The following is a 23,857-nucleotide window of genomic DNA, read 5'->3' as shown; positions in this document are numbered from 1 at the left end:
GGGTCACATCCGCACCGTGAGAGGAGCGGGGCAACGCCGTGGCCAGGGCCTGGCTCAGGAGGGCACTCCGTAGCGGGTGACGAGCGCGGCGGCGCGGTTGTGCAGGGAGGTGCGCAGCCATTGCGGGGCCAGCGCCTCCGCGTTCGTGGCGAGCTGCCACAGTGCCCATTCCGCGTGCCTCGAATCCTGGAAGGTCACGTTCATCCGCAGCCAGCCGTCCGCGTCGGCTTCTTCGGTGCGGACGGCCAGTGCGGTGCCCACCAGTTCCTCCCGCCGCGCCGGGTCCACCCGTAACAGCACGGCGACCTGGTCGTCGCCGGCCCGGAACCGGGTGGTGCGTTCCTGCCAGGCCCGGTCCAGATCGACTCGGTCCGGCCGCTGCGCGGGTTCGTCGAGTTCCTCGGCGGCCAGCACCCTCGACAGCCGGTAGGTGCGGTCCGTGCCGGACCTCGTGGCCAGCAGATAGCCGTGCTCCCGTACGGTCACCAGGCCGATCGGGTCCACCGTGCGCCACTTGGGGGCCTGGTCCACGGCCGCGTAGTGGATGCGCAGCTTGTGTCCGGCGAACACCGCGCGCCGGACCTCGCTCACGAGGGCGTCGGGCAGCTCCTCGCCGGCCACGCGGCGCGAGAGGAGGTCGGTCTCCGGGTCGACGAGCAGTCGCTGCGCCGCCCCGGCCGCGGAGTCCCGAAGGGCTTCGGGCAGTGCGTCGACCACCTTGAGCATGGCCGAGGCGAGCGCCGAGCCGAGGCCGAACAGCTGCGCGCCACGCCGCGATCCGGCGATCAGCAGGGCGAGCGCCTCGTCGTGCTTCAGCCCGGTGAGCACCGTCTGGAAGTCGGGCAGCAACGCGAAACCGCCGTGCCTGCCGCGCTCGGCGTAGACCGGGACGCCGGCCACGGACAGTGCCTCTATGTCGCGCAGCACCGTGCGGGTGGAAACCTCCAGCTCGCGGGCCAGGGTGTCCGCAGTCAACCGACCGTGCCGGCGCAACAGGAGCACCAGGGAGACCAACCGGTCGGCGCGCATGCGGGAACTTTAACGGAATACATGACTAAGGGTGTCGTGATTGGTTGAGAGCCTCGTTGACACGGCGTCAGAGCGTGGCGGCTACCGAGCCGATGGACGTTCGTACTCTCAACGAACCGAACGGAGCTACTTCGACAATGGAACGAACTGCGGTCAACCCGGTGACGTGGTCGGTGGAGATGGGCTTCAACCAGGGCGAGGTCGTCTCTGGGCACACACGGACCCTGTACATCTCGGGACAGACCGCGATGAGCGGTGAAGGCAAGCCCGAGCACGACGGTGACATGGCGGCGCAGCTGGGGCTGAGCATCGCCAACCTGGAGGCCGTGCTGAGCGAGGCGGGCATGACCCTCGCCCACCTCGTCCGGCTCAACGTCTACACGACCGACGTCGACCTGCTCTTCCAGCACTACGGCCTGCTGGCGGGACGGCTGGGCGCCGCCCAGGTCGCACCGACCACCACGATGCTCGGGGTGGCGCGACTGGCAATCCCCGGCCAACTGGTCGAACTTGAGGGAACCGCCGTCGCCTGAGGCGCCTCCGCTCCTCCGCTGCCGCGCCGGCCGGCCCGGCGCGAGCAGCGGGAGCGGGCAGTCGGCCGGCTTCCGGTCAACTACTCACCGAGGACACAGCGGACTCAGTAGCGGTAGCGAGCTGCCAGGATCACGATCTCCGCCACATCCGGACCAATCAGCTCGCGCTCCTGCACATTGATGTTGCCCAGGGCGTTCTCGTACGCCTCTCGGAGTACCGCGCAGTCCTCGGCCGAGACACCGGAAACAGCGAGGGGCCGACCCCCGAAGGAGTCGGCCCCTGTGACGGAAACCGTCAGACGTTGAAGCGGAACGTCTGTGGACTGATCCTGACCTGCGGCGGAGCCCCTTCCAGGGCTCTGACCTGGGGTTTCCTCGTTGGCATGCGTTGGCTCTCGACGGCCGTTTACGAGTGTCCCGCGGACTGGCTGCGGACTGGTCGGGCGGGCGGAGGCCGAGAAATCCATGGCGCACCGGTGGGACCGGCAAGGAGACTGCCCAGGTGAGCGACCGCTACCCCTGCCCCTGCTGCGGGCACCGCGTGCTCGGCGAGGTGCCCGACCTGAGCACCTGGCCCAAGGACATGCGGCTGATCGTCCGCAAGGAGCGCCCCCACCCCGGTGCCCAGTTGCGCTTCACCGACTTCGACGGACTGCGACTGACCTGCTTCGCGACCAACACCACAGGCGGCCAGCCCGCCGACCTCGAACTGCGCCACCGCAGAAGCCCGCTGCGAGGACCGCATCCGAAACGCCCGCGACACCGGCCTGCGCAACCTGCCCCTTACGACGCCGCACAGAACCGGATCTGACTGGAGATCACCTCCCTCGCATGCACTCGCCCCCCTCGCGTGGATGCCAATGCTCGAGGCTAAGACGTGCGGCGCTTCCTTTGCCCTTCCAGCAGTTGCAGGGCGGCAGCTGCGGCTCGTCGGGCTGCCGCAGGAGAGGTTTTGAAGCCCGCTCCCGACCACCCAGCGGCTACCACAGTGGGCGGCAGGCCGGGCAGCGGGCCCAGTGCGGGTAGTCCGCCGTCGATGAACAGGTCAGTGCCGCTTGATCCGGTGAGCAGCTTTGCCTCGCCGAGGAAGGGCAATCGAGAGGAGAGCCCGTGCCGTATCCATCGCACCTGCTGGTCGTTGGGGATCGTCGCCGGGGCGGCGGGGGCATTCCAGCCGTCGAGGGGGTAGCCGGCCAAGAGCCCGTCGCTTCCGTCCGGGCGCGCCCAGGCGCCGGTGACGGCATCGACGATGGTGGGCAGGCGCCGGCCGCCCGACTCGAAGATTCCGTAGCGGATGAGCTTGCTCGCGGCAGGCCGGTCAGCCGGCCAGCGGTCCCCGAGCAGGGCGGGGGTGGCGCAGCCTGCGGCAACTACGGCGATGTCGGCGCGCAATTGCCTGCGGGCCGGGTCACTTCCCCGGGCCCCGGAACAGGTCAGCACGGCGGTGCCGTCCGGACCGGCGGTGAGGGAGTCGACCCGGTGTTGGGAAAGGACCCGTACGCCTGCCAGCCGGGCGCGGTCCAGCAGCGCAGCCATGGCCACAGTGCCGCGTGCATAGCCCGCTCCCGGCTCCCAGACTGCACCCGCGATCCCGGCTGTCCGCAGGTCCGGCCAGCGCCTGTTCAGCCCGGACACGGAGACCAACTCGGCCGGAATGTTCAGCTTGTGCAGTTCAGTGACCGCCGCAGCGGCCTTCTCCAGGTCCGCCGGCCCGAGGAGTACCAGGGCTCCTGTGCGGCGGAACCCGTACGCAGTAGCGAGTTCGGGCCGCCCCCACAGCGCCAGGAACGCCTCACAGGCGAGAATTCGCTCCCCCTTGTCCAGTTCGAAGGCCCGGATCAGTCCGCCGGACACCGTACTGGCCGACGATCCCGGGGCGCCGTCGTCCACAAGTACCACCGAGGCACCGGCCTCGGCGAGTTCGGCGGCCGCTGCCCTGCCCACCATGCCGCCGCCGAGAACAGCGATCTCGTGGTGCTGCTCAGCCGCCCGCTCCGACGGCCGGGGAGTCGGTCGCTGCGTCCGGACCTGCCAACCGTGGTCCGGAGTGTCATCCTGTGGGCCGATGGGCTCAGCCAGTTCCCCGCGCACTGTGTCCAGAAGCGCTGCTCCTCGCCGCTCCGGGTGTTTGGCCAGGGCTCCGCCCAGCGCAGCGAACGCCGCCGCTACCCGAGTGGCTCCGCCCCCGACCGGCCGGGTCACCACTATGGTGCGGCCTGCCGGCCGGAGATCCCCCTGGCCGGCGTCCGGGAGGACGCAGTCGTCGGTAAGTATGACCAACTGTCCGGCAGTAGAGGGGCTGCGGCGCAGCAGGTCGGCCACGCCGGAGGCCGTTCCGCAGAGGACGACCGCTCCCAGCCATTGGCTGCCGGGCCACTCCTGGTGTACCTCGGCAATCGGTCCGGTGCCGTCTGCCGTGGCAGTCCGTCGGCTCAGCCGCTGTCCCACTTGCCGTCCTCGTGCGCTGCCGTCATGCAGGACGGCAAGCCTCCGTACGCCGCGTTCCTCGCAGACGCGGTCGATCGCTGCGGCCTGGTCGGAGTCGCTGGGGTACATCCGCAGTACGGTGTCGTCCCTCTCCGCACCGGCGGCGGGACCGGTCACCAGGGGCAGCAGCACCGGCAGGCCCGCTTTCCGGTAGAGCCGCAAAGCCGCCTCGGACTCCTCTTCCCGCAGGCCTGCGATGACTGCTGCGAACCCCCCGTCGGCCACCACCTCCTCAGCGACGGACACGGCGTCGTCGGTCCCGCTCCGGTGAGTGAAGAGCTCCCAGTGGGACAGTGGGTGACGGGCGATGGCGGCGGCCTCGATGAACCACTGTTCCCGGGGGTCTTCGGGGACATCCACAGGGCTCACCACCGCGACCCTGACGTCCTGCGGGTCTGACCGCGTCGAATCCATGCGATTCCTTTCCCGTAACGGGATATGTCTCGGCTGCGCGATGATGGATCCCCGGTGAAGACGCTCAGCTACAGGCCGGATCATCGCGGGCCGGTGATTCGACGGGCGGGTGATTCGAATCAGCCGACCGGACGGCACCAGCCAGACGGGCCAGTCGCATCGCGGCCGGTTCCGCCTCGGCTGCCCCGAGACGACGGTAGATTCCGACCGCCCCCCTGATATCGGCCAGTGCGTCGGAGAGCGCACCGTCGAGTTCCTTGCACCGGCTGATGCCTTCGAGTGCCCGTCCCTCCTCCAGCGGATTCGGTACCACGGCTGTGAGCCTCAGCGCCTGCTCGTAACGGGCGCGTGCCTGGTCGGTCCCCGCAGACTCGACGAGTAGGTCACCCAGGGCGTTCAACGCCTCGGCCTCCCCCCGGGCATCACCCAGTTCCTGGCGCAGAGCGAGCGACCGCAGCAGCAGTTCGGCCGCCTCCGCGTGCTGACCGGTGATGGTGCGAACCCTGCCCAGACACGTAAGGACGTAAGCCTCGTGCAGGTGATCGCCCAGCTGTCGCAACAATTCGAGGGTCTGCTCCAGGAGTGCGGTGGCCTGTGCGAAGTTTCCGGCCGAGGTCTGCCCCCGTCCCAGTTCCGTCAGCGCGTCCGCCTCGCCGTGCCGGTCACCGAGGTCCCGGTACAGCGTGAGCGCGCGCTCCAGTGGCTCGACCGCGCGGCCGTGCCGGCCGGTGACGATTTCGATGTGGCCCAACTCGGTCAGCACGTTGGCCTCGCCTTGGCGGGCACCCAACTCCCAGTAAATGAGCCGAGCCCGGTCCTGGAGCGTCGCAGCGGCCGGATAGTCCCCGGTCCGGAATCGCACGAATCCCAGCCTGCTGAGGGCGCCGGCCTCGCCATGGCGATCACGGAGGTCCCAGTAGAGGGTGAGCGCCTGCTCCTGCAGCTCGGCGGCTTCCGCGTAGTCATTGGTGCGGTACCGAACGAAACCCAGTTCGGTCAGGGCCTCGGCCTCGCCGTGCCGGTCGCCCAGGTTCCTCTGCAGGGCGAGCGCCTGCCGTTGCCGTTCGGTCGCTGCCGGGTAGTCGTTGACCAGCCGGAGCACGCGGCCCAGTTCGGTCAGAGCCTGAGCCTGGCCGTGCCGGTCACCGAGCTCCCCATAAAGGGCCAGTGCCCGCTCCTCCAGCACGACTGCCGCCGCGTAGTCGTTGGTCAGGAGACGTACATGCCCCAGTGCCGTCAGAGCACTGGCCTGGCCATGCCGGTCACCGCTGCGGGCCGCGGCGGCCACCGCACGGTCCTGCAGAGCGGCGGCTTGCTGCCAGGGGCCTTCTTGGTAGAGGAACGCGGTCATCGCCGCTGCCAGCCGAACGACCCGGGCGTGCTCGCCGGTGGCCGCAGCATGGTCGGCGCAGGCGAACAGGTTGGCACGCTCGGCATGCATCCAGACCAACGCTTCTTCCCGGGAGCCCAGTTCCGTGTCGAGGGCGGCGCCGCCGACGGGCCGCGGGGCGAGCGAGAGGTGGCGGTCGGCTGCTTCCGCAAGGTTCTGGTAGTGGTCCAGAAGACGCGTGACAGCACGCTCGCGGTCCTCTGCCGGGTCGCGGCTGACCAGGGTGCGGGCATAGTCGCGTACAAGGTCGTGTGGGCGATAGCGGCCTGGTGCCTGCTCGTCGATCAAGTGGTCGGTGTACAGGGCATCCAGCTCACGGCGTGCCCGAGCCAGGGGAATGTCGTCGAGCGCGGCGGCGGCGCGCGCGTCGATGTCGGGCCCGGGATGCAGGCCGATCCGGCGGAACAGCCGCTGGCGGTCGGCAGGCAGGTCTCGGTAGGACAGCTCGAAGGCGGCTGCCACGGTGCGGTCACCCGCGTGCAGTTCGTCGAGCCGGTCCCGTGTCGCGATGAAGTCTGCCGCCAACTGGGCGATGCTCCAGGCAGGATGATGCGCCAGCCGCCCCGCGAGCAACGAGATGGCCAGCGGCAGACAGCCGCACAGCCGCACCATCTCGTCGACCATTTCGGCATCGGTGCTGCTGTCGGTGGCTGCGCGGTGAATGAGGCGAGTGAACAGTTCGGCGGCCTGGCGTTGCGGAAGTACCTCCAGCGACAGAGGTGCGGCGCCCTCCATTGCGACCAGGCGACGGCGGCTGGTGACAAGGACCAGACAGTCGCCGATGGCCGGGAGCAGGGGTTCGACCTGTGCGTGATCGACCGCGTCGTCGAGGACCAGCAGCATCCGGCGGCCGGCCAGATGACCACGCCACAGGGCCGCCCTGCTGTCCAGGTCGACCGGTATCTGCTGGGCGGCCCCGACGACTCCGGCGAGCAGGCCGGCAAGCACTTCGGCAGGCTCGGCCGGCCGCTGCCCAGGGGTGTGGGCATGCAGCCGGATGAAGATCTGACCGTCGGGAAAGCGGTCGGCGAGCAGATGCGCGGCACGGGTGACCAGCGCGGTCTTCCCCACACCAGGCATCCCGTCCACAGTGCGTACGGTCACCCCGCCGGTCGAGCCGCCCGTCGCAACAAGCTGCTCCAGCTCATGAACGCGTCCCGTGAACGCCGCCACGTCCCGGGGAAGCCTACGCAGCGAGGAGACATCGGACGACGCCACGACCCCTCCCTCGCCCTGACGGGAGAACCGGGCTGCGGCCGGCGCTGTCGCACGTCCCCGTTCCACGGGCTGAGCATGGTCCAGCAACGTCCGCCAGTAACGTTCGTTGGGAACCTCGCCGGCCCAGTGGCTCCACAGCCGGACCAGAGCCCAGACCTGCTCGCTGCTGCCTGGGCTGGGAACCTTCGCCCGCCCCGCGGTGTCCGACAGCCAGTCGCTGACCCGTTGTGCGCTTACCTCTGCGCCGTACCTTTTGACGGCGCGGCCGACTTCCCGCCGAGAGTAGCCCCGGCCTGCCGCACGCTTCGCCGCCCTGGCACGGTTCTCCAGGGCCCGTAATTCCTCGTAGAACGCACGCGCGCGCTGGTCCATTGGGTTCCCCCAAGGCAATGACGGTCCTCGTGGCCGCGCTGACCGCCGTGTCCGCTGCCCTCGACGGGCACTGCGGGCACGCCTGCGACGAGGAGAATTTGAGACTTCTGCCCGTCGTGCCCGGTTCAACAGTATTCCCGTGTGCAGTGGGCCCAACCTCTTATCAGCGCCCGCTCATTGACGGAGCAGCGCACCGTACGAGGAGCCGGGAGTGGTCATGGAATCGATAGAGCCCACCACAGCGCGGGACACGGTCCGCAGTCTGCGTGCAGCGATGCTGTACAGCTTTGTTACGGGGGCCGGTACCGCCGCGGGTACCGGGGCTGTCGCCTGGATTGTTTGGCTCCTGCAGAGCCGCTGATCCCGAAGTGACCGCGTCTCGTGCCTCGCACGGGAAAACGCCAGGGGGTCCGACTCCGAGAAGCCGGACCCCATCCGACCCCCGAGGCCGTCCAGGCCCACTTCGAGGACTACTACGAGCGCCCCGTCCCCCCTCGATGCCATCCGCCACGTCCTCGCCGGACGCCCCCTCACCCCAGCGATCGTCCGGGCCCTCAACCCGGCCGTCCTCTCGGACAGCGCACTGCTCCACAGAATCGCGGCACATCCCGAGGTCGCCTCGTACCTGTCCTGCGACGGCGAGTTCGACTTGGCCCGTACCGACCCGATCGAGTCGATCGCCCTGCCCAACAGTCTCCCGGTGGAGCCCGTCGCCGGCTCCAACGCGGGCGGCACCCACTACCTCTGCGGCCCGGCCGTCCTGGCACGACGCCCTGGCCGGCTTCCACCCTCAGGCCTTTAACGCCGGCTACCTCGACGACCACCCGGACCACCCCGCCGCCCGCGACCGTCTCCTCGCCGCGCTTCGGCGACCGCCTGATCCAGCGTCAGAATATCCAGCACCCATCCAGCACGCTGACGGCGAAGGGGCCGACTCCATCAGGAGTCGGCCCCTTCCGACCTGCACACTTGACGAATCGCCTAGCGTGCAGTAACGGCACGATTACACGTTGAAGCGGAACTCCACCACGTCGCCGTCCTGCATGACGTACTCCTTGCCCTCCATGCGGGCCTTGCCCTTGGCGCGGGCCTCGGTGACCGAGCCGGTCTCGACCAGGTCGGCGAAGGAGATGACCTCGGCCTTAATGAAGCCCTTCTGGAAGTCGGTGTGGATGACACCGGCCGCCTCGGGGGCCGTGGCGCCCTTGGGGATCGTCCAGGCGCGGGTCTCCTTGGGGCCTGCCGTGAGGTAGGTCTGGAGGCCGAGGGTGTCGAAGCCGACGCGGCCGAGGGTGGCCAGGCCGGGCTCTTCCTGGCCCATGGACTGGAGGAGTTCGAGGGCTTCCTCGTCGTCCAGCTCGATGAGCTCGGACTCGATCTTGGCGTTGAGGAAGATGGCCTCGGCGGGGGCCACCAGGGCGCGCTGCTCGTTCTTGAAGTCCTCGTCGACCAGCTCGTCCTCGTCGACGTTGAACGCGTAGAGGAAGGGCTTGGTGGTGAGGAGGTGCAGCTCGTGCAGGAGGTCGCCCTGCTCGGTGCCCTTGGTGATGCCCGCGGAGAAGAGGGTCTCGCCGGCTTCCAGGATCTTCTGGGCCTTCTCGACGGCGGCGAGGACCAGGACCTTTTCCTTCTGGAGGCGGGCCTCCTTGGTGAGGCGGGGCACCGCCTTCTCGACGGACTGCAGGTCGGCGAGGATCAGCTCGGTGTTGATCGTCTCGATGTCGTCCTTGGGGGACACCTTGCCGTCGACGTGGACGACGTTCTCGTCCTTGAAGGCGCGGATGACCTGGCAGATCGCGTCGGACTCGCGGATGTTCGCGAGGAACTTGTTGCCCAGGCCCTCACCCTCGGACGCGCCGCGCACGATGCCCGCGATGTCGACGAAGTCGACGGTGGCGGGGAGGATCTTCTGCGAGTTGAAGATGCCCGCGAGGACGGCGAGGCGGGGGTCCGGGACGCCGACGACACCGACGTTCGGCTCGATGGTGGCGAACGGGTAGTTGGCCGCCAGCACGTCGTTCTTGGTCAGGGCGTTGAACAGGGTCGACTTGCCGACATTCGGCAGACCGACGATTCCGATCGTGAGCGACACGTTGGCGACTTCCCGTAGCGGAGAGATGAGGAGCTGGTGCGGGCCCGGGGGTGGGCCGACCGATCCCCCAGTTTACGGGCGGGGGGTGGGGGTGTCGTACGGGGAGGAGCACCGCCCGCCCCGGTACGCTGCCGGGCCTTCGGCGCGTGCGCTGCCCGGCCCGCCGGGCGTACGCCGTCGAACTCAACGCCAAGCTCGTCCAAAAGGCGTGTCCCAGCTCGGAATCCGCCAGTCCGGCGACCTACGTTGGTCCGGTGGAGCAACCCAGGACCCGTCCCCGCCCCTCCCCGCGCCGACCGCACCACATCGCCGCGCGGGAGATCACCGCCGAGACCGCGACCGTCTACCGGGGCGCGGGGCGGTCAGCGCGGCCCGTGGCACCGGTGGTGCTGGCGCTGCGGCGGCTGCCCAATCCGCGGCTGACCGGGCTCGGCGGCGGGCTGTTCGCCTCGCTGACGATGCTGGCGCTGGCGTTCCTGGACCTGCTGCTGTTCGACGGGTCGCCCGTCGTGTACGGAGTGCTGTTCCTGCCGGTCAGCCTGGTGACCGCGCTGTGGGTGCGGCCCGCCGACCTGGTCACCGCGCCGATCAGCGTGCCGATCGCCTTCGCCTGCGGGCTGCTGCCCATCGCGGGCGGCTCGGACGGTTTCGGCAGCCGGCTGATGGCCGTCGTCACCGCGCTCGCCGTGCACGCGGGCTGGCTGTACGGCGGGACGCTGATCGCCGGCCTGATCGCCAGCGTGCGCAAGATCCGCCAGATGGGACGCCGCCAGGCAGCCCAACGGGCAGCCGCCCCGGCACCCGTACGACGCTCCCGCCCCCGCAGCGCCCCGTAAAGAGGCGCACCCAGGGGCGCCCCTTCAGGAGCGCCCTTCAGGGGCGCGGGGAACTGCGCGACCAGCCCCGAACGACCCGCAGATGACCACCGGCACCTCCTGGCCCCCCAGCCCGGCACCCCCAGCCACGCGCCAAGCGCCACGCGCTCAGCGCTTCGCCGCCGCCATGGCCGCCCCCACGATTCCCGCGTTGTTCTGCAGCTGCGCCGGGACGATTTCCGCGCGGATGCCCTCGATCAGGGGGATGAACTTCTCGGCCTTGCGGCTGACGCCGCCGCCGATGATGAAGAGGGAAGGGGAGAAGAGCATCTCGACGTGCGCCAGGTATTTGGTGACGCGCTTCGCCCAGTGCTCCCAGCTCAGGTCCTCGTCCTCCTTGGCCTTCGTGGAGGCGTGCTTCTCGGCGTCGTGGCCGTGCAGCTCCAGGTGGCCCAGCTCGGTGTTCGGCACGAGCTTCCCGTCGAGGAAGAGGGCGCTGCCGATGCCCGTACCGAAGGTGAGCAGGAAAACCGTGCCCTTGCGGCCTGCGCCCGCGCCGAAGGTCATTTCCGCGACGCCCGCCGCGTCCGCGTCGTTCAGGACGGTGACCGGGAGGCCGAGGCGCTCGCCGAGCAGGGTCTGGGCGTCCAGGTCCACCCAGCCCTTGTCGACGTTGGCGGCCGTGCGGGTGATGCCGTCCGTGACGACGCCGGGGAAGGTGATGCCGACCGGGCCCGACCAGCCGAAGTGATCGACGACTTCCTTGACGCCCTCGATCACGCCGTCCGGCGTGGCCGGGTGCGGGGTCAGTACTTTGTGCCGGGGCTCGGCAAGGTCGCCCCGCTCCAGATCCACGGGAGCGCCCTTGATGCCCGAACCGCCGATGTCCACTCCGAACACGTTCATGGACACCACGTTACGACGCACCACCGGCACGGGTAGGGCGAAGTGCTACTTGCTGCCGAGGGCCGCCGCCTCCGCGCGCAGGTCGCGGCGGAGCTCCTTGGGGAGCGAGAAGGTGATCGACTCGTCGGCCGTCTTGACGGTCTCCACGTCGCCGTACCCGCGCTCGGACAGCCACTCCAGGACGCCGTCCACCAGTACGTCGGGGACGGAGGCACCCGAGGTCAGGCCGACCGTCGTCACGCCCTCCAGCCACGCCTCGTCGATCTCGCTCGCGAAGTCCACCAGGTGCGCGGCGCCGGCGCCGGCGTCCAGGGCGACCTCGACCATCCGGATCGAGTTCGAGGAGTTCTTGGAGCCCACGACGATGACGAGCTCGGCGTCCTCGGCGAGCTTCTTCACCGCGATCTGGCGGTTCTGGGTGGCGTAGCAGATGTCGTCGCTGGGCGGCGAGAGGAGGTTGGGGAACTTCGACTTCAGGGCGTCGACCGTCTCCATCGTCTCGTCGACGGAGAGGGTGGTCTGGGAGAGCCAGACGACCTTCGACTCGTCGCGGACGGTGACGTTCGCGACGTCCTCGGGGCCGTCGACCAGCGTGATGTGGTCGGGGGCCTCGCCGGACGTGCCGATGACCTCCTCGTGGCCCTCGTGGCCGATCAGGAGGATGTCGTAGTCGTCCTTCGCGTACCGGACGGCTTCCTTGTGGACCTTGGTGACCAGCGGGCAGGTCGCGTCGATCGTGGCGAGCTTCCGCTCGGCGGCCTCCGCGTGGACGGTCGGGGCGACGCCGTGCGCGGAGAACATCACGATGGAGCCCTCGGGGACCTCCGCGGTCTGCTCGACGAAGACCGCGCCCTTCTTCTCCAGGGTCTGCACGACGTACTTGTTGTGGACGATCTCGTGACGGACGTAGACCGGCGCACCGTACTGCTCGAGCGCCTTCTCGACGGCGATCACGGCGCGGTCCACGCCCGCGCAGTAGCCACGGGGGGCGGCAAGCAGGACACGGCGGGCGGGGGAGGAAGTCATGCGTCCATCGTAAGGCCGTGCCCGGGAGGCCAAAGATCGCGTACGGGGCAACACTGGGCCTGACGGCCGAAGGTGCGCACGTACGTACGGAGGAACGATGGCGGGGAGTCCTGACGGAGCAGCAGGGGCAACAGGGCCGGCCGGGACAGCAGGAGCGGCCGGAGCGAGCAGCGCAGGGGAGAGCAGTACCGGAGCGACCAGTTCCGGGGCGACCAGTTCCGGGGCGCCAGGGCTGAAGCGGAGTCTCGGGTTTCGGGATCTGGTCGTCTACGGGCTGCTGTTCATCGCGCCCATGGCCCCGGTCGGCGTATTCGGCACCCTCGACGCCAAGTCGCACGGCGCCGTCGCGCTCGTCTATCTCGTCGCGACGGTGGCGATGGCGTTCACCGCCTTCAGCTACGCGCAGATGGTACGGGTGGTGCCGCGGGCGGGCTCCGTCTTCGCGTACGCGCGCGCCGCGCTGGGGGAGGGGCCCGGCTTCGTCGCCGGGTGGATGGCGATGCTCGACTATCTGCTGATCCCCGCCGTGGCCTACCTCTTCTCCGGGATCGCGATGCACGCGCTGATCCCGTCGGTTTCGCAGTGGGTGTGGACGGCGATCGCGGTGGTCGTGACCACCGCGCTCAACATGTGGGGCGTACGCGCCGCCGCCCGCGTGGGCTTCGCGGTGCTCGCGCTGGAGATCGCCGTACTGCTGGTGTTCGTGGTGGCCGCGGTGGTCGTGCTCGTACAGGACGGGGCGCAGCGGGACTGGCTGTCGCCGCTCACCGGGGACGGGTCGATGGGGTCGTTCTCGCTGGCGGCGGTGGTGGGAGCGGTGTCCGTCGCCGTCCTGTCCTACCTGGGATTCGACGCCATCGCCTCCTTCGCGGAGGAAGTGACGGGGGGCTCGGCGCGGGTCGCCAGGGCCGTGCTGCTCTGTCTGGCGCTGGCCGGCGTGCTCTTCGTCGTACAGACGTATCTGGTCGCGCTGCTCTCGCCGGTCCAGGCGGCCGAGCTGGCCGCCGACCCGGAGAAGCAGGGGACGGCCTTCTACGACGCGGTGGACGGGGCGGTCGGGTCGTGGCTGCACGACCTGGTGGCGGTCAGCAAGGCCATCGGGGCGGCGTTCGCGGCGCTGGCCGGGCAGGCGGCGGCGGGACGGCTGCTGTTCGCGATGGCACGGGAACGGAGGCTGCCGAAGCTCCTGGCACGGGTGGACGCGAAGTCCGGCGTGCCGAGGGTGGCACTGGGGCTCGCGGCAGTGGTGACGCTGGTGGCGGCGGTGTGGGCGGCGCGGCGCGGAGACGGCATGGACCACCTGGTGTCGGTGGTCGACATCGGCGCCCTGACGGCTTTCGTGCTGCTGCACGCATCGGTGGTGGGCTGGTTCGCGGTACGGCGGGAGGAGGGGCCGCCGGTGTGGTGGCGCCACGTCCTGGCCCCGGTGATCGGCGCGGCGATCGCGGTGGCGGTCATCGTGGAGGCGAGCAGGACGGCACAGGTGGTGGGGGCGGTGTGGCTGGTGGTGGGACTTGGGGTACTGGTCGCGCAGCGGGGGCGCCCCTCCACCCCTCCGCCCTCCGCCCCCTAGCCTCTTGGGCAGCGGGGCCGCCCGGCAGCGGGGCCGCCCCTCCGCCCTGCGACCCCCAGCCCTCTTGGGCAGCGGGGCCGCCCGGCAGCGGGGCCGCCCCTCCGCCCTCCGACCCCTAGCCTCCTTGGGCAGCGGGGCCGCCCCCCGGGGGCGGGACGGGTGGGCAAGGGGGCGGCCCCCACGCGGAGCACACCCTCCTCCGCGACCGCATCCGCTCCGCCACCGCACCCCGTGCGGCCCGGTGGGCCGCTTCGCGGATTCGGCCCCTCCCCACCCCTTCACCTAAACCGCTCGCCGCGGGGCGGAAAAGGCAGCACCGCTCGCGCCGGTGGGGGCGGGCGTCCCGGGCTGCGCCCGGTGCACGGCTGCGCCGCGCGTCCTCAAACGCCGGACGGGCTGAAATGGCCGGACCAGGCTGAAGTGGCCGGACCGGGCCGAAGGTGCCCGGAAGGGCGGAGATTGCGCGGCCTCGCGCACCAACCCCGCCGACGATCCCCGCTAGCCTCACCCCATGGCTCTCCACACCTCCGCCGACGCCCCCCTCCCCGTAGGCGAAGTCTCCCGCCTCATCGGTGGCTGGATCGATCGTCTCGGTGCCGTATGGGTCGAAGGACAGATCACCCAGCTCTCCCGCCGACCCGGCGCAGGCGTCGTCTTTCTTACGCTCCGGGACCCGTCGAGCGACATCTCCGTGGCCGTGACCTGCTACCGGCAGGTCTTCGACGCGGTCGCCGACGTCGTCTCCGAAGGTGCCCGCGTCGTCGTCCACGCGAAGCCCGAGTGGTACGCGCCGCGCGGTCAGCTCTCGCTGCGGGCCAGTGAGATCAAGCCCGTCGGGATCGGTGAACTCCTCGCCCGGCTGGAGCAGTTGAAGAAGTCCCTCGCTGCCGAAGGGCTCTTCGCGCTCGACCGGAAGCGGTCGCTGCCCTTCCTTCCGCAGCTGATCGGCCTCGTCACCGGCCGCGCCTCCGCCGCCGAGCGGGACGTACTGGAGAACGCCAGGCACCGCTGGCCCGCCGTCCGCTTCGAAGTGCGGAACGTCGCGGTGCAGGGCGTCCACGCCGTCACTCAGGTCGTCCAGGCGGTCGAGGAGCTGGACGCCCTGCCGGACGTGGACGTGATCATCGTGGCGCGGGGTGGGGGAAGCGTGGAGGACCTCCTCCCCTTCTCGGACGAGCAGCTGGTGCGGGCCGTGGCCGCCGCTCGTACCCCCGTCGTCTCCGCGATCGGGCACGAGCCGGACTCGCCGCTGCTCGACCTGGTGGCCGACCTGCGGGCCTCCACGCCCACGGACGCCGCGAAGAAGGTCGTACCGGACGTGGGTGAGGAGCTCGACCGCGTCCAAGGGCTGCGCGACCGTGCGCTGCGTACGGTGCGGGGCATGCTCGACCGGGAGGAACGCGGGCTGTCTTCCGCCCTGGCCCGGCCCGTGATGGAGCGGCCCCAAAGGATGGTCGAGGAGCGGGAGGCGGAGGTCGACGCGCTCGTCGCGCGCAGTCGGCGGACGCTCGGGCACCTCCTCGACCGCGCCGACTCCGAGCTGTCGCACACCCGCGCCCGGGTGGTCGCCCTGTCACCCGCCGCGACCATGGAACGGGGGTACGCGGTGCTGCAGCGCGCCGACGGCGCGGTGGTGCGGTCCCCGGAGGACGTGTCCGCCGGCGACGAGCTGCGGGCACGTGTGTCGGAGGGGGAGTTCGTGGTGAGGGTCCCCGAGCTGTAGCCCGAACCGTAGCCACGGCTGTACTGCTGCTGTCGGACCTCGCACATAGGGTGGAACGCATGGCCAAGACGGATGAAGCCGAGGTCGGCTACGAGCAGGCGCGCGACGAGCTCATCGAGGTCGTACGCCGCCTCGAAGCGGGCGGCACGACCCTGGAGGAGTCCCTCGCCCTGTGGGAGCGGGGCGAGGAACTGGCGAAGGTGTGCCGCCGCTGGCTGGACGGCGCCCGCGCGCGGCTGAACGCGGCCCTCGCCGAACCGGGAGAGGCCGCCGCCGGGCAGGGCTGAGCCCGCGCCCGCCCCCGACGGCCAGGGGCCGGAGTCAGCGCGTCGCCGGGCGCCGCAGCGACCCTCAGTACGTCGCCGGGCGCCAAAGCGACCCTCAGCGCGTCGCCGGACGCCACAGCGCCCCTCAGTGCGTCGCCAGGCACCCACAGCGCCCTCAGTACGTCGCCAAGCGCCACAGCGACCCTCAGTACGCCGCCAGGTGCCGCAGCGCCCTCAGCGCGTCGCCAAGCGCCAAAGCGACGTCACTTCCGCGCTCCGCGCCTCGTACAGCGGGTCCGTGGTGTCCCTGGCCCGGGGGTGGCGCGGGGCGATGTCCAGGCGGTCCAGGACCCGCAGGCCGGACTCCTCGAAGCGGGCCAGGAGTTCCGCGCGGGTCCGCAGGCCGAGGTGTTCGGCCAGGTCCGAGAGGATCAGCCAGCCTTCGCCGCCCGGCTCCAGGTGCGCGGGCAGCCCGTCCAGGAAGCCCTGCAGCATCTGGCTGTCCGGGTCGTAGACCGCGTACTCGACCGGGGTGCGAGGCCGGGCGGGCACCCACGGCGGATTGCAGACGATCAGGGGAGCCCGGCCGGGCGGGAAGAGATCGGCCTGGACGACCTCCACCGCGTCGCCGACCCCGAGCAGTTCGAGGTTCTCCCGTGCGCACTCCAGCGCCCGCGGGTCCTGGTCGGTGGCGATCACTCGCTGCACCCCGCGCCTGGCCAGCACCGCGGACAGCACGCCCGTACCCGTACCGATGTCGAACGCGGTCGTCAGCGCGGGCAGCGGAGCGTCGGCGACCAGGTCGACGTACTCGCCGCGGGCCGGTGAGAACACCCCGTAGTGCGGGTGGATGCGGTCGCCGCCGAGGGCGGGCACCTGCACGCCGTTCTTGCGCCACTCGTGCGCGCCGACCACCCCGAGCAGCTCACGCAGCGAGACCGTGTACGGCTCGTCGGCAGGGCCGTACGCACCCGTGCAGGCGTCCGCGACCTCCGGCGCCCGGCGGAGCGGAACCCGGTGTCCCGGCTCGACCTGCACCACCAGCATGCCGAGGATCCGGGTGCGCCGGGACTGGGCCTGGCGGTGGAGATGGAAGCTTTCGGCCGGGGTCTGGCCGGGCTTGGCGCCCTTGCGGTCGACCCGTCGGGCCAGCGCCGTCAGCAGCTGCCGCGCGTTGTGGAAGTCGCCGCGCCACAGCAGCGCCGTGCCCTCGCAGACGAGCTTGAACGCGGCGTCCGCGGTCGTCCGGTCGTCGGCGACGACGACCCGCTTGGGTGCCGGAGCACCGTTCTCCGACCGCCAACGGTTCTGCGCCGCGGTGCCGTCGGCCTCGGTCCACCGGAAAAACTCCTGAAGGGTCACCCGCCCAGTGTCCCAGGGTCCCGGTGCCACAAGGGCCCCAGTGTCTCCGGTCACATCCGCCGGGCGGCCCGGAACCCGCCGTGCGAGCATCGTGCCCCACGGCTGCGTGCCGCCCGGCCGGGTCTGGGTTCGGGTCCCGGCTCGGGCTCGGGAGGAAATTGCGGGCCGATTTCTGTTATCCGCCGTCCGGCCCGAGGTCTCCCAGGTGTCGGAGCAAAGAAGTGTGTGCGTACGGGCCCAGGCGGCCGACCGGACGAAGAGGGGCGGGCAACCGTGAACAGGGAACACGGAGTCGCGAGAATCGTGGCGGCGCAGAGCGGCGATCCGCAGGCGCAGGACGAACTCGTCGCCGCGTACCTGCCGCTCGTCTACAACATCGTCGGCCGGGCCCTGGGTGGCCACGCCGACGTCGACGACGTCGTGCAGGAGACCATGCTGCGGGCCCTCGACGGCCTCGGCACCCTCCGCATCCCGGAGAGCTTCCGGTCGTGGCTGGTGGCCATCGCCATGAACGAGGTACGGCGCCACTGGCAGCGCGAGCAGCCGACGGCCGCCCTTGCCCCCGGCGACCGCGAGCCCGTCGACCCGGGGGCCGACTTCGTCGGTCTCACCCTCGTCAGGATGGGGCTCTCCGGGCAGCGCAAGGAGACCGTCGAGGCGACCCGCTGGCTGGACGGCGACGACCGCGGGCTGCTGTCCCTGTGGTGGCTGGAGGCCGCAGGCGAGCTGACCCGGGCCGAGGTGGCGACCGCGCTCGAACTGTCGCCGGAGCACACCGCCGTACGCGTACAGCGCGTGAAGGCGCAGCTGGAAGCGGCCCGGGTGGTCGTGCGGGCACTGGCGGCGGTGCCGCTGTGCGGGCAGCTGCGTGAGGTGCTCGGGCCGTGGGACGGGGCACCGTCCGCGCTGTGGCGGAAGCGAATATCGAAGCACGCGAAGGAGTGCGCGGTGTGTTCGGGCCACCGCAGCGGCCTGATGCCCGCGGAGGGTCTGTTGGCCGGGTTCGGGCTGGTGCCGGTGACGGGAGCGCTGGTGGGACTGGTGGGTCTGGCGATACGGAACGCGGCGCCGGGGCAGTCGATGGGCGCCGCCGGATCGGTGGCCCACACGCAGCCGGTCGCGTACGCGGCCCACGGCGAGACGGCCCATGGCGAGACCTCGCTCCCGCACGCGGACCCGGCGTACCCGCATACCGGCTCCGCCACGAGCACGGGCACAGGCACAGGCACAGGCACAGGCACAGGCACAGGCACAGGCACAGGTACGGGTACGGGCGCCCGCGCCGCCCGTCGTCAGCAGCGGACCCGGCGGCGGCGTCAAGTGATCGGCGCGGCAGCCCTGTTGGCTCTCGTCGGGGGCGGGTTCGGGGTGCTCCGGATCTTCTCCGGCGGGACGGACGGCGCGGCCAGTACGGTGGTCGCCGAGGCCGGGCAGCCGGGCGGGCGCGTGCTGCCGAGTGCGGGCAGCAGCGCCGCGGCGGTTCCCACGCCGAGCGCGACGAAGCCCACCGCCTCCGCGACCCCCACCAAGGCCAGGCCCAGCAAGACCGCCACCCCCACCCGGACCACCTCGAAGCCGAAGCCGCCGCCCGCCCCGAAGCCGAGCCGGACCGCCGCCCCCACCAGGGCCACCCGGCCGCCCGCACCTCCCGCCGGGCCCGCCCAGGAGGTGGTGAACATCCTCAACACCGAGCGGCAGAAGGCGGGCTGCGGGCCGCTGAGCCGCAACGGACTGCTGGACAACGCCGCCCAGGGACACTCCGCGGACATGGTCGCGCGCAACTTCTTCGACCACTCCAACCCGGACGGCGACGGACCCGGCGAACGCGTCACCGCCGCCGGGTACAAGTGGAGTACGTACGGGGAGAACATCGCCTACGGCCAGTCCACCCCCGCCGCGGTGATGGAGACCTGGATGAACAGTCCTGGCCACCGGGCCAACATCCTCAACTGCTCGTTCAAGGAGGTCGGCATCGGCATCAAGGACAGCTCGCGCGGCATCCACTGGACGCAGGTGTTCGGCGCCAGGTAGGCGCGGGGTGTCCCAAGGGGCTCAACGTCAGTTGTCGAAAAGGGCGTTGAGCTCGCCGTGCGGCACCGCGTCCGCCACCGAGTCGTACGTCCCCGAGGTCAGCAGCTCCCGGGTGGCGCGGCGCACCGCCGCGTACGCGGCGCCCGCGACCGCCCCGCCCAGGCTGACCCGCGCCACGCCCAGCTCCGCCAGCTCGGCGGTGGTGGGCGAGCCGGGGTGCACCAGGATGTTCAGCGGTACGTCGACGGCCGCGATCAGCGCCGCGATCGTCTCCGGGTCGGTGACGCCGGGCACGAAGACGCCGTCGGCGCCCGCGCCCACGTACGCGTGCATCCGCCCGACCGTCTCCGCCAGGCGCCCGGACTCCTCGCCGAGGCCGAACAGGTAGGTGTCGATACGGGCGTTGATGTAGAGCGGCACACCGCTCTTGTCGGCGGCGGCCCGCGCGGCGGCGATCCGGCCCGTGTGCTCCGCCGGGCTGCGGTTGCCGTCCTCCAGGTTCACCCCGACCGCACCGGCGGCGATGACCGCGGCGACGGTTTCGCCCACGCCCTCGGCGGTGTCCGCGAAGCCGCCCTCGATGTCCGCGGTGACCGGTACCTTCACCGCCGCGGCGACCCGGGCGATCAGGTCGATCGCCCGGTCCCGGTCGAGCGCGTCGCCGTCCGGCGAGCCCAGGCTCCAGGCGACCCCGGCACTGGTCGTGGCGACGGCGGCGGCCCCCGCCTCCTCGACCAGCAGCGCGCTCGCCACGTCCCAGGCATTGGGGAGCAGGAGCGGGGCCTTCGGGGTGGTGTGCAGGGAGCGGAGGAGGGTCGCCTTTTCGTGCTGCGTCGTCGTCATGGGAGCAGTTCACCAGGTTCCGGCGGCACGGTCTGGCGAATTTCCGACACCGGGGCCGTGATGTCTGCCGGCTGCCCACCGGCTGCCTGCCGGCTGTCCGGTTTGACCGGTCGGGAGCCCCTGTCCGAGCCGCCACGTACGATGCGCGCGGCACCCCCTGCACCGCCCGACGAGGAGCACCGTACTGATGGCGATACCGCCGCCGCCCCCGGAACAGCCCTGGAACCAGCCGCAGCAGCCCGGCGGACCCCCGCAGCAACCGGTCCCGCCCCCGCACCAGGCCTACGGCACGCCCTACCCGCCGGCCCCGTCCCCGTACGGTGCGCAGCCCTACGGCGGCCCGCAGTCCTACGGCGGTTCGCAGCCCTACGGGATGCCTCCCGCGCCGCCCAGGACCAACGGGCTGGCCATCGCCTCCCTCGTCACCGGCATCGTCTGCTGCATCCCGGTGCTCGGTCTGATCCTCGGTCTGATCGCCCTGTCGCAGATCAGGAAGCGGGGCGACTCCGGGAAGGGCATGGCGGTCGCGGGCATCGTGCTGTCGTCGCTCAGCGTCGTTCTCGTACTGGTCGGCGCCCTCACCGGCGCCCTGTCCAACTTCAAGGAGGGTTTCGAGGAGGGCATGCGGGAGAACTCGCACGCCGTCGAGGACCTGCGGACCGGGCAGTGCTTCGACACCCCGGACGGCTCCCTGGAGGGCACCACGTACAACGTGACGCTCCTCGACTGCGAGAAGGCGCACGACGCCGAGGTGTTCGGCACCTTCGACCTGACCGAGTCAGGCGAGTACCCCGGCGACGCGAAGATCAGCACGATCGCAGACAAGAAGTGCGCGACCGCCGAGAAGGCGTACACCGGTGGCGGCAGCGTCGACGCCGACTCGTACTACCTGATGCCGGACGCGCGCGGCTGGCGGCTCGGCGACCGGGGCGTCACCTGTGTCTTCGGCAATGAGTCCGGCGAGAAGCTCACCGGATCGCTCCTCAACCCCGGGGCGGGCGGGGACGACGGGAGCAGCACCGGGGGCACCGGGGGCAGCGGGGGCAGTGGGAGCAGTGGTGGCACCGGGGACACCGGGAGTACTGGGGACAGTGGGAGCACCGGAAGCGGTGTGGGCGAAGAGGTGTAAGCCTGCGGGCCCATTACCCGCGGGAACATGCCTGCCTAAAGCCGAATCATCACATCGAGTGAAACCCTGGCCTTTGCTTGTGCTCAACAACCGTAGGTTGCCAGGCTGTTGCTGTCTGTCAACCTGATGGGAGTGGCCAGTGACATTCGGTGAGCAGCCGGCCTATCTGCGCGTGGCGAAGGATCTCCGGCAGCAGATCGCCGAAGGGAAGCTGCCGCCGCACACCCGGCTCCCCTCGCAGGCCCGCATCAGGGAGGTCTACGGCGTCTCGGACACCGTCGCCCTGGAGGCCCGCAAGGTGCTGATGGCGGAGGGCCTCGTCGAGGGCCGCTCGGGTTCGGGGACGTACGTACGGGAGCGGCCGGTGCCGCGCAGCGTGGCCCGCTCCGCCTACCGGGGTGGAGGCTCCTCCACGCCCTTCCGGCAGGAGCAGGCGGCCGACGGTGCGCGCGGCACCTGGGAGTCGCGCAGCGAGCAGACGCGGGCGTCGGAGGAGGTCGCGGGACGGCTCGGCATCGAGCCTGGCGAGCGGGTGATGGAGACCCGGTACGTCTTCCGGGACGCCGGGGAGCCGATGATGATCTCCACGTCCTGGGAGCCCCTCGCGGTGACCGGCCGCACGCCGGTGATGCTGCCCGAGGAGGGGCCGCTGGGCGGCTGCGGGGTCGTCGAGCGGATGGCAGCCATCGACGTCGTCGTGGACAACGTGGCGGAGGAGGTCGGCGCCCGGCCGGGACTGGCCGACGAGCTGGCCGAGTTGGGGGGCGTACCGGGACATGTGGTGCTGGTCATCGAGCGGACCTACTACGCGTCCGGACGGGCGGTGGAGACCGCGGACCTGGTGGTTCCCGCCGACAGATACCGGGTTTCCTACCACCTCCCCGTGAAGTGAGAGCGGCCCCAACTCCCCTACGTACACAGCTCAGTTGAAGCCCTCGGGGGCGCATCCAGCCGGATGCGCCCCCGAGGGCTTCGTCAACTCCCCGGTGTTTCTTGGCCAGATCGGTGTCTCTTTGTAAAAAGTCATATCCGGTGAGTAAAGGTCAGGCGTAGGGTCGGGCATATGCGTACTGAGGTTTCCTGGGGATCCCTGACGGCGTGCGGGCCGGCGGACGGAGGCGCGCGATGAATGACGCTGGTGCACAGCTTCCGTGGCTGGTGGTGCGGCAGGACGGCAACGGCAACCGCTATCGCGTCGGCGCGTACGCCACGCGGGCGGAGGCCGAGCAGAAGGCCGACCAGCTCGACCGCCGCGGACACAAGCAGCTCTATCTGATCGAACAGGCCGCCACCCGGCAGTAGTGAACCGGGCCCGCCGGGTCCGCCGGACCACGTGAACCCATTGGATCTGCCCGCCGGCCAGGTCCTAGGCTCCGCCCATGACGAATCGACTTGTGGTGGGCGGAGCCCTCTGCCATGACGGACGGCTGCTGGCCGCGCGCCGCAGCGCCCCGCCGGAGCTGGCCGGCCGCTGGGAGCTGCCCGGCGGCAAACTGGAGCCGGGCGAGACGCCCGAGCAGGCCCTCGTGCGCGAGCTGCGCGAGGAGCTCGGCGTGGAGGCCGAGCCCGTCGAGCGGATCCCCGGTGAGTGGCAGCTGCCGCGCGGATACGTCCTCCAGGTGTGGACCGCCCGGCTGCTGTCCGGCGAGCCCCGCCCGCTGGAGGATCACGACGAGCTGCGCTGGCTCGGCCCGGACGAGAGCGACACGGTGGACTGGCTCGACCTGGACCGCCCGGCGGTCGCGGAGGCAGTGCGCCGGCTGCGCGCGGAGTCCTAGAAAGGCACGCGCATTCCCGGACCGGCGCGTGAACTTTCGGAAAGACGGGCGCGCGGATTCCCGGGACGGGGGCGCGGATTCCCGAGGCGGGGGCGCGGATTCCCGGGACGGGGGCGCGCGCCGGATTCGTACGACCGCGCGGTGATCTCTTCGTACGGGCTAACGCGGCTGGTCCGCAAGGGTCTGAACGGGGCAACGGGACCCAGCGCACGGGCGACCTCGTACGCCGTTCGTGCCACAGTGCGCCCATTCCCGGGATAGCCGGAGTCCGATATCGGGTATGTGCTGATTAACCCCCCGAAAAAGGACGCTCCCTCTTTGGGGTCCGCTGCTGCTGTTCAGGGATGTGGTCGGCGTGCTCGACACCGAAGGCGCCTGCGCCGAGTGGACCTTCCCCGCCCGGCCCCACGCGGTCCGCACCGCGCGGCATGCCGTCCGTGACACCCTGCGCGCCTGGGGCCTCGACGAGGTCAGCGATGTGAGTGTGCTGCTGGTCAGCGAGCTGGTGACCAATGCCCTCAGGCACGCGTCCGGGCCCATCGGTGTGCGTTTGGTGAGGCTCGACACCCCCGGCCCCCTCGCCGGAACCGCCGGGACCGCTCACGCCGTCCTGCGGGTGGAGGTCTCGGATCCGCTTCCGGATCCGCCCCGCGAGCGGGCCGCGGGCCCCGACGACGAGGGAGGGCGCGGAATCCAGCTGGTGGCGTGCTCCGCGCATCGCTGGGGCACCCGGCGGGGAAAGAGCGGCAAGACGGTGTGGTTCGAGCTGGCTCTGCCCGGTTAGAAGTGTGAAGGGACTTGAACGATCACGACGGCACCCGGAAGGGCGTCGCCGCACTTCGGGCGGGCGGCGAACTACGGCCGAAAAGG

19 protein-coding genes and 1 pseudogene are annotated in these 23,857 nt (G+C 71.0%); 12 read left to right on the top strand and 8 right to left on the bottom strand.

Features of this window, described 5'->3' with window-relative positions:
• Window positions 1-54 precede the first annotated feature (54 nt).
• The gene (locus AB0D18_RS18200) at window positions 55-1,029 is read right to left on the bottom strand and encodes a WYL domain-containing protein (RefSeq protein ID WP_362418867.1); all 975 of its coding nucleotides are present in this window, start codon (window positions 1,027-1,029) and stop codon (window positions 55-57) included.
• Between the two features lie 137 nt (window positions 1,030-1,166).
• Between AB0D18_RS18200 and AB0D18_RS18195 the strand changes: the two genes are divergently transcribed.
• Both AB0D18_RS18195 and AB0D18_RS18190 read left to right on the top strand, forming a co-directional pair.
• Window positions 1,167-1,562, top strand: coding sequence for a RidA family protein (locus AB0D18_RS18195; protein ID WP_362418864.1), 396 nt, complete (start codon window positions 1,167-1,169; stop codon window positions 1,560-1,562).
• A gap of 553 nt (window positions 1,563-2,115) precedes the next feature.
• Window positions 2,116-2,347, top strand: a pseudogene (locus tag AB0D18_RS18190) (IS1380 family transposase); the annotation flags it as partial.
• An 85-nt stretch (window positions 2,348-2,432) separates the two neighbouring features.
• On the opposite strand, the gene AB0D18_RS18185 reads toward AB0D18_RS18190, so the two are convergent.
• From AB0D18_RS18185 to ychF, 3 genes are all read right to left on the bottom strand, one after another.
• Window positions 2,433-4,418: an FAD-dependent oxidoreductase gene (locus AB0D18_RS18185; RefSeq protein WP_362418861.1), complete on the bottom strand. Its 1,986-nt coding sequence runs from the start codon at window positions 4,416-4,418 to the stop codon at window positions 2,433-2,435.
• A gap of 109 nt (window positions 4,419-4,527) precedes the next feature.
• Window positions 4,528-7,443, bottom strand: coding sequence for a tetratricopeptide repeat protein (locus AB0D18_RS18180; RefSeq protein WP_362418858.1), 2,916 nt, complete (start codon window positions 7,441-7,443; stop codon window positions 4,528-4,530).
• A gap of 1,003 nt (window positions 7,444-8,446) precedes the next feature.
• Entirely contained in the window at window positions 8,447-9,535 is a 1,089-nt protein-coding gene (gene ychF / locus AB0D18_RS18175; protein ID WP_362418855.1) for a redox-regulated ATPase YchF, read from the bottom strand.
• A gap of 320 nt (window positions 9,536-9,855) precedes the next feature.
• Here ychF and AB0D18_RS18170 point away from each other — a divergent pair, with 320 nt between their 5' ends.
• Window positions 9,856-10,371, top strand: a complete 516-nt coding sequence (locus AB0D18_RS18170) for a DUF6542 domain-containing protein (protein ID WP_362418940.1) — start codon at window positions 9,856-9,858, stop codon at window positions 10,369-10,371.
• A gap of 147 nt (window positions 10,372-10,518) precedes the next feature.
• Here AB0D18_RS18170 and ppgK read toward each other — a convergent pair whose 3' ends face one another.
• Entirely contained in the window at window positions 10,519-11,256 is a 738-nt protein-coding gene (ppgK, locus tag AB0D18_RS18165; RefSeq protein ID WP_362418852.1) for a polyphosphate--glucose phosphotransferase, read from the bottom strand.
• A gap of 45 nt (window positions 11,257-11,301) precedes the next feature.
• Window positions 11,302-12,282, bottom strand: a complete 981-nt coding sequence (locus AB0D18_RS18160) for a 4-hydroxy-3-methylbut-2-enyl diphosphate reductase (RefSeq protein WP_362418849.1) — start codon at window positions 12,280-12,282, stop codon at window positions 11,302-11,304.
• A gap of 97 nt (window positions 12,283-12,379) precedes the next feature.
• Between AB0D18_RS18160 and AB0D18_RS18155 the strand changes: the two genes are divergently transcribed.
• The 3 genes from AB0D18_RS18155 to AB0D18_RS18145 all read left to right on the top strand — a co-directional run bounded on the left by AB0D18_RS18155 (window position 12,380) and on the right by AB0D18_RS18145 (window position 15,865).
• Complete coding sequence (locus tag AB0D18_RS18155) at window positions 12,380-13,855, top strand: APC family permease (RefSeq protein WP_362418846.1); 1,476 nt, start codon at window positions 12,380-12,382, stop codon at window positions 13,853-13,855.
• 511 nt (window positions 13,856-14,366) lie between these two features.
• Complete coding sequence (gene xseA / locus AB0D18_RS18150; protein ID WP_362418843.1) at window positions 14,367-15,578, top strand: exodeoxyribonuclease VII large subunit; 1,212 nt, start codon at window positions 14,367-14,369, stop codon at window positions 15,576-15,578.
• Between the two features lie 59 nt (window positions 15,579-15,637).
• Complete coding sequence (locus tag AB0D18_RS18145; RefSeq protein WP_362418840.1) at window positions 15,638-15,865, top strand: exodeoxyribonuclease VII small subunit; 228 nt, start codon at window positions 15,638-15,640, stop codon at window positions 15,863-15,865.
• Window positions 15,866-16,078: 213 nt separating this feature from the next.
• Here the strand turns inward: AB0D18_RS18145 and AB0D18_RS18140 are convergent, their stop codons facing one another.
• On the bottom strand, window positions 16,079-17,206 hold the full coding sequence (locus AB0D18_RS18140; protein WP_362418837.1) for a class I SAM-dependent methyltransferase: 1,128 nt from the start codon (window positions 17,204-17,206) through the stop codon (window positions 16,079-16,081).
• A gap of 273 nt (window positions 17,207-17,479) precedes the next feature.
• Between AB0D18_RS18140 and AB0D18_RS18135 the strand changes: the two genes are divergently transcribed.
• On the top strand, window positions 17,480-19,237 hold the full coding sequence (locus AB0D18_RS18135) for a sigma-70 family RNA polymerase sigma factor (protein ID WP_362418834.1): 1,758 nt from the start codon (window positions 17,480-17,482) through the stop codon (window positions 19,235-19,237).
• Between the two features lie 27 nt (window positions 19,238-19,264).
• On the opposite strand, the gene AB0D18_RS18130 is transcribed toward AB0D18_RS18135, so the two are convergent.
• Complete coding sequence (locus AB0D18_RS18130) at window positions 19,265-20,080, bottom strand: isocitrate lyase/phosphoenolpyruvate mutase family protein (protein WP_362418831.1); 816 nt, start codon at window positions 20,078-20,080, stop codon at window positions 19,265-19,267.
• A gap of 187 nt (window positions 20,081-20,267) precedes the next feature.
• Here AB0D18_RS18130 and AB0D18_RS18125 point away from each other — a divergent pair, with 187 nt between their 5' ends.
• The 5 genes from AB0D18_RS18125 to AB0D18_RS18105 all read left to right on the top strand — a co-directional run bounded on the left by AB0D18_RS18125 (window position 20,268) and on the right by AB0D18_RS18105 (window position 23,771).
• A complete protein-coding gene (locus AB0D18_RS18125) occupies window positions 20,268-21,209 on the top strand; it encodes a DUF4190 domain-containing protein (protein WP_362418828.1) in 942 nt (313 codons plus the stop codon).
• Window positions 21,210-21,348: 139 nt separating this feature from the next.
• The gene (locus AB0D18_RS18120; RefSeq protein ID WP_362418825.1) at window positions 21,349-22,101 is read left to right on the top strand and encodes a GntR family transcriptional regulator; all 753 of its coding nucleotides are present in this window, start codon (window positions 21,349-21,351) and stop codon (window positions 22,099-22,101) included.
• Between the two features lie 233 nt (window positions 22,102-22,334).
• Window positions 22,335-22,511 carry an SPOR domain-containing protein gene (locus AB0D18_RS18115; RefSeq protein WP_362418822.1) on the top strand — a complete coding sequence of 59 codons (177 nt, stop codon included), beginning with the start codon at window positions 22,335-22,337 and terminating at the stop codon, window positions 22,509-22,511.
• Between the two features lie 77 nt (window positions 22,512-22,588).
• Entirely contained in the window at window positions 22,589-22,987 is a 399-nt protein-coding gene (locus AB0D18_RS18110) for a (deoxy)nucleoside triphosphate pyrophosphohydrolase (protein ID WP_362418819.1), read from the top strand.
• 346 nt (window positions 22,988-23,333) lie between these two features.
• Window positions 23,334-23,771, top strand: a complete 438-nt coding sequence (locus AB0D18_RS18105) for an ATP-binding protein (protein ID WP_362418816.1) — start codon at window positions 23,334-23,336, stop codon at window positions 23,769-23,771.
• The last annotated feature ends 86 nt before the right edge of the window (window positions 23,772-23,857 follow it).

Source organism: Streptomyces sp. NPDC048442 (assembly GCF_040651475.1).
Taxonomy (GTDB): Bacteria; Actinomycetota; Actinomycetes; order Streptomycetales; family Streptomycetaceae; genus Streptomyces.
This window is presented reverse-complemented; position numbering and strand designations above follow the sequence as displayed.

What these genes read in the sequence shown, in the direction of transcription:
- AB0D18_RS18110 (WP_362418819.1), top strand. Translation starts at nt 22,589, where the DNA reads ATGACGAATCGACTTGTGGTGGGCGGAGCCCTCTGCCATGACGGACGG.
- AB0D18_RS18145 (WP_362418840.1), top strand. Translation starts at nt 15,638, where the DNA reads ATGGCCAAGACGGATGAAGCCGAGGTCGGCTACGAGCAGGCGCGCGAC.
- AB0D18_RS18180 (WP_362418858.1), bottom strand. Translation starts at nt 7,443, where the DNA reads ATGGACCAGCGCGCGCGTGCGTTCTACGAGGAATTACGGGCCCTGGAG.
- AB0D18_RS18195 (WP_362418864.1), top strand. Translation starts at nt 1,167, where the DNA reads ATGGAACGAACTGCGGTCAACCCGGTGACGTGGTCGGTGGAGATGGGC.
- AB0D18_RS18130 (WP_362418831.1), bottom strand. Translation starts at nt 20,080, where the DNA reads ATGACGACGACGCAGCACGAAAAGGCGACCCTCCTCCGCTCCCTGCAC.
- AB0D18_RS18125 (WP_362418828.1), top strand. Translation starts at nt 20,268, where the DNA reads ATGGCGATACCGCCGCCGCCCCCGGAACAGCCCTGGAACCAGCCGCAG.
- AB0D18_RS18155 (WP_362418846.1), top strand. Translation starts at nt 12,380, where the DNA reads ATGGCGGGGAGTCCTGACGGAGCAGCAGGGGCAACAGGGCCGGCCGGG.
- ppgK (WP_362418852.1), bottom strand. Translation starts at nt 11,256, where the DNA reads ATGAACGTGTTCGGAGTGGACATCGGCGGTTCGGGCATCAAGGGCGCT.
- AB0D18_RS18115 (WP_362418822.1), top strand. Translation starts at nt 22,335, where the DNA reads ATGAATGACGCTGGTGCACAGCTTCCGTGGCTGGTGGTGCGGCAGGAC.
- AB0D18_RS18200 (WP_362418867.1), bottom strand. Translation starts at nt 1,029, where the DNA reads ATGCGCGCCGACCGGTTGGTCTCCCTGGTGCTCCTGTTGCGCCGGCAC.
- AB0D18_RS18160 (WP_362418849.1), bottom strand. Translation starts at nt 12,282, where the DNA reads ATGACTTCCTCCCCCGCCCGCCGTGTCCTGCTTGCCGCCCCCCGTGGC.
- xseA (WP_362418843.1), top strand. Translation starts at nt 14,367, where the DNA reads ATGGCTCTCCACACCTCCGCCGACGCCCCCCTCCCCGTAGGCGAAGTC.